Here is a 13,377-nt window from a genome sequence, read left to right as displayed (position 1 = left end):
CGTCTCAGTTCGACCCGCGCATAAAACGACTCCCGACAGGAACGGCATGCGCGAACCAGCCGTTTCGCTGCAATGGATGACGAAGATTTACAGAGCAGCAGTGAAAGAGCCTTGGTCGTGGTGGCCATCAGTACGGCAATCCTCATCGCCTCGTTCGCTCTTCTGATATCGGCCTTGTAAGGCCGCCTCGGTTGGCGGCCTTTTCCTTTGTAGGGAGAGCCGCTGTAGGCACATCGAGCAACCAGGCGGCGGCTCGTTGGTCGAGATCACGCCTCTGACCGGCGGGCAGACCATCCGGACAATGACTTACCAAACCAGTCAGGAGGCGCTGGCTGCGGCAAGAGCGAATATTGACGCTCATCCCGACGCCAAGCGGTGACCGAATTCGCGGATTGAGAAACTAGCGGCTGCGCTCCTTCATGCGGGAGTCCAGACGTCGCTCCACCCGCTCGCGGCTATTGCCAACTTTCCTCACCGCCTGCTTCACTGGCCCCTGCGGACCGCCCGTTTGTTGATTCGTACCTCACCTCATAGTCCTGCACTGGCGACCAGAGCACAGTCCTGATTGCGGCCGCGCGCCGGCGACGTCAACCGATCCGCAGCGGAAGCTTCCACTGCAGGGCACGCGCCCCGCTTTTCGCGCGCTGCGAGAGCCCCGCGTCGCCAAGGGCGTTTCGGCCTTAACTTGCTTTGTGGCGGCTTTGGCCAAGTCGCCGGCGTTGTGCCGAGTTTCGTCTCAGCGCTTTCGCGAATGTTTGAGTTGCTCACACGCTCGAACGAGCACAACGCGCGTATTCGGTCCCGGCGGTCGCCTGCTCTGGACGGCGGCCCATATCGTCAGCCGGGACTTCCAGTTCGTCGGAGATCCACATCGGAGTTCTTCTTGTCGTCCTGCCCGTCGAAACTGAAATTGGGATGCTCCCGAAACCGAACTCAGGACCCCTCGGAGCGCAATTGGTGACTTCAGCCGTTCGTGACGCGAAGAGACAGCATTGAGCATCATAGAAAGTGCGACAATATGGACAGGTCCCGACGATTTGGGTGGCGGGAGACGAGTCGATGGCCGACGCCAGCGTCTACCTGCGAGCCTGTCAAAACAGCACAGCAGTCCTTCGTACTCCGGACGGACACCAAGGGGCGCGTCCAAGCTTATTGATGAAACGCGCGCCGTTGCTGCAGGTTTCGCAAGTCGGTATTGTGGTTTCCTTCATGCCGCACGGCTTCGCTATTTCTGGCAGCCTTCTTGGCAGATCTGGAACGCTCAGCGGTCGGTCGGGTCGCCGACATTTTCCGTCAGGCCTGCCGCCCTTTCGTGACGGCGACGGGCTCTCGTCGGTGCCTGACCGGACCCATTCTTCTTGCCGCCATGGTTTTTTGCGCCGTTGCCCACGCCCGTTCGGCTTTCTTCTCCGGAAACGTCTCGGGTTCTGTCATCTGGGAGTCCCGCCTTCGACGGGCAGGTCGGAGACAGTGGCTCGCCGAAATCGGCTTCGGTCCCTGACAACTCGGGAAATTGGCACGCGGCCCGATTAGGAACCTCATTGCGCCTGTAGAGTCGATTCCTTGCTCTCGGTTGCCCCTGCCCCTAAACCGGGAGAAGACCTGTCCCCAAACCAGGTTGGCGACCCTTGGCGCTCTTTCCGCCGGGGGTCGTTTGGGAGTTTCGCAGTCCGGGCCTGTCGGCTCTCGTACCGGACCGACTAGGCCTGCCCCGCGTCCTCACGCAAACGTTGAACCCGCGCAACGTTCACGAGTTTAGCTCAGATCCCAATTGGGGGCAGGCACAATCGCGAGAGAGACCGATGAAACGGTTTGGATCCATGTAGATGCAAGCAAGAAAGTCGGTGATGGAGAATACCTCAAGGTATTTGCCTCCAATGAGGCCCGCCGAACACTGGCTTGAGGAACGCGCGCCGAAGGTGTTGCAATCGAGTATCCCGTCATCGTCAGGCGCCCTGAAAGGCTACAACCCTATCCGATCTTGTCGAGCCCGCAGTTCTTCAGACCCAAGGTCGATACATGGAATGACGGTACTACGCGCTCCTCACGATCGTTCTAATCGCCTGCCTCGCCCTTCGCGCGACCCGCCAGTCCAGGGACATGCTGCACGACCAGAAAGCAAGCTGCCTGATCAACGATCGTCTCTAGAGCATGGATGACGCGCCGCAAGGACGGTAGATGGCCGAGGCAAGCGCGCCGGAAAGGTTGACGCGTTCTTAGGGACCAAAACCAAAGAGCCGCCGACAGTCTTGGATCAATCCCTGCGCGTGATCTGACCGCGAAGGAGATCCGGCCAGGCTGAACAGAGATGTCCCCGCCACGATGAAAAGGACGAACTGCACCATAATGTTGAGACCTCCTATTCCTGTGAAGCTCTCTAACATCGTGACTACAGCCGGTAAATTCCGTCAATCCAGGGACGGCAGCACGGAAGCTGGATGGCAAATTGCACCCGCTAGTTGGAGGCCATCTTGGAAGACCCAGCACCTCTGCAGGCTCGGTTCCTCGTTCGGCAAGGAGCCACAGGCTGGATGGTTTATGATCGAGAATGCAAGGGCCCAGCTCGGTTCGAGGACGGCTTCGCTGAGAAGCTGACGAAGGAGCAGGCCGAATACGTAAAGCAGAGGCTTGTTGGAGGCCAGTGGCGGGCGCGCTGACGGATTTGCGGTAGCATCCGGGATAGACCATCTTCCGGCATGCTCAAACGAAAAGCCGAGTCGAGACCTCGCCCGAACTGGCGCGCTCGTCCGTTGCCGACATCGAGCCCTGCACAGTGCCCGGCGATGAGATCATCGCGCAGCTGAGATGATCGTTATGGACGGGCGCTCCCTGATGCCGATCGTCGGCTTCAAAACACTCCGAGTAACGTTGTCCTTGCCGAGCGTCATTGAGCGTTGTGCCATGATCGATGTGCTTGAAGGGGAAGATCCGCACCGGCTGGTCGTGAACGGTGTCCAGCCAATTCCGCTGGCTGCTGGGCGCCCAAAGAGCTGGTACCGGCGGTTCGTTCAATGGCCAGTCCAAAACGTAGGAACGCATCAAGTTCCCATTCGTTGAGTGGTCAGGAGTAGTCTGATGAACAGACGGATTGACGAAGCGGTAGCGGCACGTGCCTATCAGCTCTGGGAGAAGGCGGGCAAGCCGGAGGGACGGGACGAAGAATTCTGGCGGCTCGCCGAACAGGAATTGCTCAACGAGGATAAAAGCTCGCCCCGCCGCGCTCCTGACACGCTGTGAGAACCCGAATTGCCCCATTTGCCACGATTCGGCTAGGCCTACGCCGATCTCTTCCAGTAGCGCGAAAACGGCCGTTTCGGCGATACGAAGGATCGCACCGATCGTCTGGAGCCGTGCGGCCCTCACGAAACAGATTAAGGGACCAAGTATAGACGACGTCCGGTTCGTGCAGGCGACGAGTGGGGCCCCTGCGTACGGAAGCCGGGCGGCCATTCGGGATCCAACATCCAAGCTTCGTCGTAAGCGGATTCGATATCCTGGACGGCCTCAGTTTGTCGGCGGACGTGACCGACCAGCTTGTCCTCGCGCCGGACGTCGAAACTGTCGCGCGCCACGGCCGGAGCTTTTTCCCCGATCCTCATCGCGATGATGCCCGACTATCGGCATGGAGGATGGCCGCGTCAACCGGATCGACCTCGACGCGCCCCTTCGCTCGCGGTATGGCCCGTCCCTGCCGTGCACGCTCGCGCTCATCGAGGCCACCTGGAGCGAGCCTTTCCTCATCGGTGTTCGGGTTGGAAAGTCGACTAGTGATGAGAGCAGGTCCATTGCCGAGAGCATGCCGACATACGTGCCGCCGGCGCTGGTGCTCAGCTTGGGGAGCGGCCGACGACAACGGTGAGCAGACCCTGGCCCCACAGCCGGCGCGCGGCCCTCTTGGCGTCCCCCAACGCCACGGACTCGACGACGGCGTTGTGCTTTTCGATATAGTCAATCGGCAGCTTGTCGAGCTGATGCTGCAGCAACGTTCCTGCAAGCTTTGATGATGTGTTGAGAGCCAGCATCTGCGAGCCCTTCAGGTAAGACTTTGCATTATCGAGTTCTTGTTGGGTCGGGCCTTCCTCGGCGATGCGACGGACCTGCTTCTCGATCTCTTCGACTGTCTCACCGGCGCGATCGGTGCGGGTGCCGCTGTGGCCGACAAACATGGCCGAACGATCCATCCAGACCAGTTGCTCACCGACCGAATAGGCCAGCCCACGGTTCTCGCGGACTTCGAGGAACAGCCGCGACGTCGGGCCGGCGCCGCCGAGGATGTGGTTGACGACATAAGCGGCCATGAAATCGGGCTCGCTGCGGCGGATGCCGGGGCCGCCGAAAGTCACAACCGTCTGCGGCACATCGAGCGGGATGAAAACGCGCTGCGGCGGCTTGGCTGCGACCACGTCGGGGACCGGCGTCGACTCCCCCTTGGCTGGCAGGCTGCCGAAGGTCCTGTCGAGCAGTTTGGAGAGAACCTGTGGATCGACGTTGCCGACCACCGCAATCTTGAGCGTGTCTTTTGCGATCACGCGTCGAACATAGCCCTTGAGATCCGCGACCCCGATCTTCGGCATGCTCTGGATCGTGCCTCCGGTCGGGCGAGCAAAGGGATGATCGTGAAAGGCGACTTCGAGGAACTTGCGATCGGCGATCGATGAGGGATTGGTCGAGTCATACCGAAGGACCGCAAGCGTGCTGGCACGAACCCGTTCGAGATCGGCCGCGTCGAAACGGGGCGAGGTTAACGCCATCCGCAACAGGTCGAAGGCCTCCTCCTTGTTCTCCTCGAGCGTGCGCAACGAACCGCAGAAGTGGTCGTGGGTCGGTCCAAAGCTCAGCTCAATGGCGCGACGGTCGAGCCGCTCGTGAAAGGTTTTGGAATCAAGATCACCGGAGCCTTCATTGAGCAGGCTCGCAACCATGTGCCCGACCCCCGGTTTGTCGGTGGGGTCCTGGGTCGCGCCGCCGCTCACGGCAAATTCCATCGCGATCAACGGGACGCTCGCGTCCTGCACGAACCAGGCTTCTATACCGGAAGGTGAGACCAAGCGCTGAATCTCGGTTGCGGCAAGCGCCTTAGCTGTGGAACGCGCAGATGCCGACGTGGGCATCGCGATTGAGAGCGAGGCTCCGCCGAGAAGGACCGCACGCCGTGTGAAGAGATAGGCCATGATTGCTTCTCCCCGTGCTTTCACGTTGACTCTTTGATGAGATAGCCGGTCACTGAGCGCTTCTTGTCGAGCCATTTCCGCGCGGCCTCGCGCACCCGCCCAGCGTCGACGGCATAGATGCCGTCAGACCAGCCTCGGATATCGTCGATGCTCAGTCCCGTCGTGAGCCCGCGGCCATACCAGTCCGCTAGCATTTCGTGATCGTCCTGGGCATAGATTGCTTGCGCGATCAGCTGTGTTTTGACCCGCTCGAGGTCCTCTGCGCGCGCGGAATTATGCGCAATGCCGGCGATCACCCCCTCGATGGCTGACTCGATCTGGTCGAACTCGACGCCAGGTTTCGGTATGGCAGAAATCTCGAATTGGGAGGGATCGAGCGAGATACGCTCGTAGCTCGCTCCGGTGCTGACCGCGAGCTTCTTGTCGATGACCAGCGCGCGATAGAGATAGGAGTTGACGCCGCCGCCCATCAGTTGCGCGAGCACATCAAGGGCGGGACTCTCGCCGGGCGTCGCGGTCCGAGCCGACGGCACGAGATAATAGCGGTACAACACTCGCTGCTCGACGCGGGGATCGGCCAGCGTCACGGTGCGCGGCGCGGCCGGCGTCGGCTCCTGCGGTCGCCGGCGGTGCGCGGGGATCGATGGCTGCGCGGGGATATCGCCAAACTTGTTCTGCACCATCGGGCGGATCTCGTCGGCCTCGACGTCGCCGGCGATGATCAGGATCGCGTTGTTCGGTGCATAGAACCGCTTGTAAAATGCGAGCGCGTCCTCGCGATCCAGCTTTTCGATCTCCTGCCGCCAGCCGATCACAGGTCGCCGGTAGGGATGGTTGAGGTAGAGCGCCGCCGTCATCTGCTGGGTGAGCCGCGCACCGGGATCGTTGGCGACGCTCATATTGAACTCTTCAAGCACGACGTCGCGCTCAGACAGCACGTTCTGCTCTTTGAGACTGAGGCCGGTCATGCGGTCGGCTTCAAAGTCCATCATCTTGCCGAGCTGCTCGCGCGGCACCTGCTGGTAATAGCTGGTATAGTCGACCCCGGTGAAGGCATTCTGGTGGCCGCCGGCCCGCAGCACGGCCTGGGAGAATTCACCCGGTGGATGTTTGGCCGTGCCCTTGAACATCAGGTGTTCGAGGAAATGCGCGATCCCCGATTTGCCCGGCGGCTCGTCGGCGGAGCCGACCTTGTACCAGATCATCTGGGTCACAACGGGCGTGCGGTGATCCGGTATCACCACGACTTGTAAACCGTTCTGAAGCGTGAAGCTTTCGGGTCGGTCTGAGATGAGCGTGGTCTCGGCAAGGGCGCTCCCGTCGGCTGAAACATAACGAAGATCACCATTCCGCCTGGCACCGGTTCTGTATTCGCCCGCCAACGCTGTGCCCGTCGTCAAATTAGGAGCGCCGGAGGCGGCGCCTAGCCCCTCGATCGTCACGGGATTCCAGTTTTTCATGGCATCGCCCTTCGTTGCATAACGCCTTCCGTAGCGGACAATTCCCGACAAAGGGGGGACCGCACGTCGTTGGCACGCAGCGGAGCAAAAGCCGGGCCACTGGCCTGACGGCCGGTACGGGTGCGACGTGCGACCAACGTGACGCAAGACGCAAGGCGCGACGCGTCCCTTCTGGCCAAAAGTCAGCCGCTAGGCGTGTTGCGAACACGACATTGCGCACTAAAACGTACGATAGCGCGGAACGAACTGCAGAATGGCAACTTGCAACGAACGACAGACCGATGCGGGATTTGCAACGCAGGCTCAACTTTCGCCAGGGTCGCCGTTAGACGCATCCAGATGCGCATCCAGCGAAAATTCTAAGGTACCGGGCAGCACACCAATAGTCCGTCTGTCTCAGATCGGCCGTGAGCCACTACCTGTCCGCTGGAGCCGACTACCTGGCCGATTGGGGGTCAAATCATCTGGACACACGGCCAATATGTTAATCCCAAGTCGCCAAGCTCTTCGCCTACCTGACCATCCCAAGGCCTTAAGGTTCAGTATCTCAAGGCAGATGACGTCTTCAAACCGTTACGCCCTCATTCAGGCCGCTCATGACGAAGCTCGACTGCGGAGCAATCTTTGACTGCAATTTGTTTGTGCTCGACGATCTCTTCCTCGCTCGCACCTTCCCTGACGACGCTCCGCAGCATACCGATCCATCGACGCTGCAATTGCGTCGGAGCGTCATCGTCGCGCCTGTCTGATGGCCCCCGCTCTCAAGATGCAGTACCGATCAAATGCATTGTGCGGCGGCGAGCCTGGATAGGACACCGGATTGAATGCCGTGCTGAGTGCCGGCTCTCAAGCCCGAGCATCACAGACTAGGCTGCAATTTGCGCAGGGAGTGTCGAATAGCCGTGCACAAAGTTAGACGCAATACGCTCGGGTTCGCCCACAACCTGGAACTCCAACCGCGCATTCAACATCTCTTCCCAAAGGACTTTCAACTGCAGTTCTGCAAGATGTCGACCAAGGCAGCGATGGATGCCAAATCCGAACGAGAGATGCTGCCGTACGTTCTTGCGGTCGATGACGAAACTGCTGGCGTTCTCGATGACCTCTTCGTCGCGATTGCCAGAGATGTACCACATGATGACCTTGTCGCCCTTTCTGATTTTTTTCCCACCTACGATGCAATCGGTCGCAGCGTTGCGGCGCATATGGGCGATGGGCGTCTGGTATCGAATAATCTCGGACACAGCGCTCGACACCAGCTTGGGATTGTCACGTAGCTTTCGCAGTTCGGAGGGATTCTGATACATGAACAGGAGGCCACCGGTCATCGAATTGCGCGTGGTGTCATTCCCCCCTACGATCAATAGAACCAAATTCCCGAGAAACTCACTCGGCTCCATATGGCGTGTAGCCGGCGAGTGTGCCATCAAAGAAATCAGGTCGAGGCGCGGCTCGGCATCAATGCGCTCATTCCAAAGTCGGGTGAAATAGCTCAGACACTCGGATAGAATCGTGCTTCGCTTGTCCCAGCTGTCGATCGCGTGGCCTGGTTTCGGGGTAGCCACCGCGACGTCCGACCAATAGGTCAAGAGCCGCCGATCTTCAAATGGAAAGTCGAACAGCGTAGCGAGCATCTGCGTCGTCAATTCAATGGAGACCATGTCCACCCAGTTGAAGGTGTCATTGCGCGGCAAGCCGTCCAGGACCGTCCTGACCCGGGAGCGGATCAAGCTTTCGAGCTTTGTCAGGTTTTCCGGTGCGAATATCGGACTTACGGTATAGCGCTGCTCGGCGTGTTTGGGCGGCCCCATCTTGATGAAACTCGAGGCCCAATGTTCATCAGGCACGTCGACAATAGTGACACCTCGCTCCGACGAGAATGCTCTGTGGTTCGTATCGACGGCTACGATATCTCGGTATTTCGTAAGGGACCAATATGGACCGTACGGGCTGTCCTGACAGTAGTGGACCGGGTCTTCCCGTCGCAACCGCTCGAAGCATCCCCATATACTGTCGTCTCGAAACCGCCTGGCTTCGCTTACATCCAGATTGCTCAGCGGGATATTGCACTCATCATCAGCTCCATAGTGCTCTGATCGCTTTCTCATCATCATCTCCGCAGATTCTGCTCTCTCGGGAGCTTGCCGATCGACAAGTCGCGATTCAAAGCTTCGAACCACTGTGGCATTTGGCTGCGAACGGGCTTGAGAGTATCCCAAAGTGCAGATGGCCCACCCCTGCCAGATCCGGCAGTAGAGATCATATTGACTTTTCAAATCGATCCGCTCAGTGAGCGGCTGAAGCCTATCAGCGTCAAGACGGGAGGATGGCCGCACGCTGGAGGTGACGTAAGGCCAGGACGCAGTCGCAAGCGGCCCTGTTCGCCCTCTTTTCGGAGTGCATGTCACGGAGCTCCGCACGCTCGGGGCAGACTTACCGTATCAACCTGTCTTAGGCGATGCGGTAGACGGCGGAGCAGCTTCTTGCGCAGACATTACCGAATGCTTGAGCAACGGTGCCTGCTCAAGCAGTTTCGCACCTGGAAAGCTTCTCATGCGCCTGCCAGATCGAGAAGGCAGGCGCGACGTACAACACATATCGCGACCAAGCGGATGATCCGTCGTTTAAGCGTTTGCGGTTGGTTATCGGGCGGCCAGGAGACGGACCTGAGACCAATTGCAGACAGGCGTACCCTCTGCGTTTGTTTCGGAGGTTTGCGAGTTGTGGCTCGTTTGCACTAGGCGCTGATCTGGAAAGGCATTAGAAGCCATCGTCAGCGAGTGGACGATGAGCGACGTAGCATATCAAGTGTATTCGAAAAACGGCAACGGTGCCATTCGAGTTGTTGTTTCTTCAGCAAAGCAAGCTCTAGCCAAGGCCCACGAACTCGCCGAAGCCGGCAACGAGGTCCTGATCAAGGACCTCGCCGGTCGAATCCTCGACACGGCGACGATCGTTGAACTTGCCGCGCGCGAATAGTGTGCCGGTGGATCACAAGGTTGGACGACTCTCGATTTATGTCTGACATTTTGGAGCTGCAGAACTTTTAGCTCGCGACCGAGCGCCGTCGGTCTGACGTAGACAATTCTCCTTCAAGACCTAATGGAGAAACGGCAACGCTGCTTCATTTCATCAGGGAGATGCATTTCTTTTCTCTTTCCGGCGACGTCAATCTTGCAAGCTGCGTGGCCGTGGATCGACGGCAATTCACCGGGTCTAAGACCGACGACCATTGTCTCTATCCGACCGCGCGAAGGGACAGTATCCCGCCTGTCCGAGCGGCGGATCGCAGGCGCATTCTTCGCCGAGCACCTCATTCCAGCCCAATTCGGCACCAGGAGCAGCACATCTCGACGCGCAGGACCGCCAAGCCGTTGGAGGCTTCCGCCGCTCGTCATGCCGGCGCGCTGACGCGGCCGTCCTCTTGGTGATGTAGTCCTGCACCTCCGCCGAACGATAGATCGAGAGCGAGCACGTCAGTCGCGGACGATCGTTCTTGTCCGTCCGCAACACAAATTGCAGCAATCGTGTGCGATCAAATCACCGCGGTCCGCTCAATTTGTCCCCGACATCGAGGAGAAATCGAGCGGACGGACCCTGGGTTAATTGCCAACATCATGGCTTGGCCAAGTGGGCTTCAGCTGCTTCAGTGAGGCCAAGCTCGGGGCGTCCTTGGCATGATCGTCAGCCGCGTCGGCGCGGTGGTCGGACGCGAGCGCGACATAGACCGCCGGCAGCACGAAAAGCGTGAACAGCGTACCGATCGATAAGCCCGCGACCAGCACGAGTCCGATCGAAAAGCGGCTCGCGGCGCCAGCCCCTGTTGCGGTCAACAAAGGTACGAGGCCGGTCACCATCGCCGCCGTGGTCATCAGGATTGGACGGAGTCGGACGCGCGCCGCCATCTCGATGGCCGAGCGGCGATCTAACCTCTCCGTGAGCTGCAGCTCATTGGCGAACTGCACCATCAGGATGCCGTGCTTGGAAATCAACCCGACCAGTGTCAACAGCCCGACCTGGGTGTAGATGTTCATCGTCGCCGCGCCAAAGAATAGCGGGATCAAGGCGCCGACGATTGCCATCGGCACGCTGATCAGGATGATAAGGGGATCGCGCAGGCTTTCGAACTGCGCCGCCAGCACCAAGAAGATGATGATGAGTGCAAATGCAAAAGTGATCGGAAGTTGGCTACCCTCCTGGACATATTGGCGGGCGTCAGCAAGGAAGTCGTGGCTGAAGCCTGCCGGCAACTTCTTTGCCTCCCCGTCCAAGAAGTCCACGGCCTGGCCGATCGTGACGCCGGGCATCGGGACGGCCTGGAAGGTTGCGGAGTTCAGCTGATTGTAGTGGGTGAGTGCATTCGGATCGGTCCCAGTCTCGATGGAAACCAGGGTTGACAGCGGCACCATCGAACCCGTTGCAGCCTTCACATAATAACTGCCGAGCGCTTCCGGCGTCAGGCGGCTCTCGCGCGGCACCTGCGGGATTACCTGGTAGGAGCGGCCCTCCAGGTTGAAGCGATTGACGTAGTTTCCACCGAGCAAGGTCGCAAGCGCGCTCCCGATACTCTGCATGGTAATGCCAAGATCATTGGCCTTGGATCGATCGACTTTGATTCGGACCACCGGCTGGTTGAACTCGAGGTCAGAGTCGCTCACCGCGAACAGGCCGCTCCTGCGCGCGGCGTCCTTCAGCTTCGACATCTGCTCATAGACGGACTGGAAACCGAGCGTCGAGTTGATCACCATCTGCACCGGTAAGCCGTCGGAACCGCCCGGAAGCGGCGGCAAGCTAAAGGCAAATGCGTTGACACCTTCGATTTTGGACAGCTCGGCCTGGACTTGCGACTTGAGCGCGATCGATGATCGCTTGCGCTCGTCCCAAGGCTTGAGCAACATGCCGGCCAAGCCGGCCTGCGACCCATTGATACCGTTGAGCATGAAGCGCAAGTCGGTCTCGGGAAACTTCTTAAACGCCGTGTCGAGCTTGGCGCCATAATAGTCGAGGTAATCGATATTGGCATATTTTGGCGCCTTGGTCAGTGCGAAGACGATGCCCTGATCCTCCTCGGGCGCGAGTTCCTTGGACGTATGCAGATAGAGAAAGCCGACCAGGCCCAGCATGGTCAGCGCAAACAGCCCGGTAATTGGCGAATAATCGAGCGAGCGGTCGAGCTTGCGGCCGTACCAGCGCGTCATGGCCCCGAACGTGCGGTTCACAACCCTTGCAAATCGCCCCTCCTCTGCGCTCGTGAGAAAGACCGAGCACATCATCGGCGACAGCGTGAGCGCAATCACGCCGGACACGATCACCGAGCCCGCCAGCGTGAACGCAAATTCGCGGAACAGCGCACCGGTAAGGCCGCCAAGAAAGCCGATGGGCGCGTATACGGCGGCGAGCGTAATCGTCATGGACACGATGGGGCCGACAATCTCGCGCGCCCCCTTCGTAGCGGCCTCTATGGGCGGAGCGCCGTCTTCCAGATGGCGATAAATGTTCTCCACCACAACGATCGCGTCATCGACCACAAGACCGATCGCAAGCACCATCGCGAGCAGGGTTAAAAGATTGAATGAAAATCCCAGCGCGAGCATCATGCTGCACACGCCTATGAGCGACAGCGGAATGGTGACCACCGGAATGATGACGCTCCGCAGCGAGGCCAGGAACAGGAAGATCACCACCACCACGATCACGACGGCCTCGATGAGCGTCTTCTCCACCTCATCGATCGATGATTGAATGAACTTGGTGGAGTCGTAGGCGACCTTCATCTTCAGCGATGGCGGCAAGTTGCGCTCGATCTCTGGAAACAGCGCGCGAACGCCTCGCACGATGTTCAGTGGATTGCCCTGCGGGCTTGCCCGAACGCCGATGAAAATCGCGTGTTCGCCATTCATGGCAACGCTGGCGTCAGCGCTCTGCGCGGCAAGTTCGACTGACGCGATGTCCTCCATGCGCACAAAGCCGCCGTCCTTGGCCTTGACGACCATGCGCTTGAAGTCGTCGACACTGCGCAGGTCAGTGTTGGCCGTGACATCGAAGAGATTGAAGTGGCCCTTGACCTGGCCGGCCGCGGCCTGGAAGTTGTTGGCGGACATTGCAGCCGAAACGTCGGCCGGCGACACCCCGCGCCCCGCCATTTTTGCAGGATCGAGCCATAGCCGCATCGCAAAACTCTGGCCACCCAGGATGTCTGCCGCTGCGACGCCGTCTACCGTCGACATAATCGGTTGCACCACCCGAGAGAGATAGTCGGTGATCGCGCTGGCCGTCAGTTCCTCGCTGGAGAAGCCGACATACATGACAGCCGTGGCCTGACCGCCCGACTTGGTGACGACCGGATCGTTCGATTCTTTCGGGATCAAATATCTGACCGAGTTGACCTTGGAGAGCACCTCGGTGAGCGCCTCGTTAGGATCAAAATTGAGCTTGATATAGACCTGGATCGTCGAGGTGCCGAGCACCGAGGAGGACGTAATATAGTCGACGCCCTCGGCGGAAGCGACCGCCTGCTCCAGGGGCGTGGTGATGAACCCCTGGATCATGTCGGCGGCAGCGCCCGGATAGGACGTCGTGATGTTGACGACTGTGTTCGACAGCTTGGGATACTGCCGAATCGGCAAAACAGTGGCCGCGCGAAAGCCGGTCAGCAGGATCAGGAGGCTGACGACGATGGACAACACCGGACGTTTGATGAAAAGCTCGGTAAATGCCATCGCTGGGCTCGCATTCAAGAGGCCGAC

8 protein-coding genes are annotated in these 13,377 nt (G+C 59.6%); 3 read left to right on the top strand and 5 right to left on the bottom strand.

Features of this window, described 5'->3' with window-relative positions; translation table 11 throughout:
• Positions 1-2,700: 2,700 nt before the first annotated feature.
• The gene (locus P6U25_RS09290; RefSeq protein ID WP_280990708.1) at positions 2,701-3,012 is read right to left on the bottom strand and encodes a hypothetical protein; all 312 of its coding nucleotides are present in this window, start codon (positions 3,010-3,012) and stop codon (positions 2,701-2,703) included.
• 63 nt (positions 3,013-3,075) lie between these two features.
• Here P6U25_RS09290 and P6U25_RS09285 point away from each other — a divergent pair, with 63 nt between their 5' ends.
• The gene (locus P6U25_RS09285; protein ID WP_280973359.1) at positions 3,076-3,237 is read left to right on the top strand and encodes a DUF2934 domain-containing protein; all 162 of its coding nucleotides are present in this window, start codon (positions 3,076-3,078) and stop codon (positions 3,235-3,237) included.
• A gap of 590 nt (positions 3,238-3,827) precedes the next feature.
• On the opposite strand, the gene P6U25_RS09280 is transcribed toward P6U25_RS09285, so the two are convergent.
• On the bottom strand, positions 3,828-5,111 hold the full coding sequence (locus tag P6U25_RS09280) for a M16 family metallopeptidase (RefSeq protein WP_407152473.1): 1,284 nt from the start codon (positions 5,109-5,111) through the stop codon (positions 3,828-3,830).
• A gap of 80 nt (positions 5,112-5,191) precedes the next feature.
• The gene (locus P6U25_RS09275; protein ID WP_280978222.1) at positions 5,192-6,463 is read right to left on the bottom strand and encodes a pitrilysin family protein; all 1,272 of its coding nucleotides are present in this window, start codon (positions 6,461-6,463) and stop codon (positions 5,192-5,194) included.
• Between the two features lie 764 nt (positions 6,464-7,227).
• Here P6U25_RS09275 and P6U25_RS09270 point away from each other — a divergent pair.
• Positions 7,228-7,380, top strand: a complete 153-nt coding sequence (locus P6U25_RS09270; RefSeq protein WP_280973360.1) for a hypothetical protein — start codon at positions 7,228-7,230, stop codon at positions 7,378-7,380.
• Between the two features lie 117 nt (positions 7,381-7,497).
• Here P6U25_RS09270 and P6U25_RS09265 read toward each other — a convergent pair whose 3' ends face one another.
• Positions 7,498-8,739 (bottom strand): cytochrome P450, encoded by a 1,242-nt coding sequence (locus tag P6U25_RS09265; protein WP_407151075.1) that lies wholly within the window; start codon positions 8,737-8,739, stop codon positions 7,498-7,500.
• A gap of 679 nt (positions 8,740-9,418) precedes the next feature.
• Here P6U25_RS09265 and P6U25_RS09260 point away from each other — a divergent pair.
• Complete coding sequence (locus P6U25_RS09260; protein ID WP_280973362.1) at positions 9,419-9,610, top strand: hypothetical protein; 192 nt, start codon at positions 9,419-9,421, stop codon at positions 9,608-9,610.
• Between the two features lie 623 nt (positions 9,611-10,233).
• On the opposite strand, the gene P6U25_RS09255 is transcribed toward P6U25_RS09260, so the two are convergent.
• Positions 10,234-13,350, bottom strand: coding sequence for a multidrug efflux RND transporter permease subunit (locus P6U25_RS09255; RefSeq protein WP_407151074.1), 3,117 nt, complete (start codon positions 13,348-13,350; stop codon positions 10,234-10,236).
• Positions 13,351-13,377: the final 27 nt, after the last annotated feature.

The sequence above is a fragment of the Bradyrhizobium sp. ORS 86 genome (assembly GCF_045571475.1).
GTDB lineage: Bacteria > Pseudomonadota > Alphaproteobacteria > Rhizobiales > Xanthobacteraceae > Bradyrhizobium.
The sequence above is the reverse complement of the archived record's forward strand: the minus strand, read 5'-3'. Positions and strand labels throughout refer to the sequence as shown.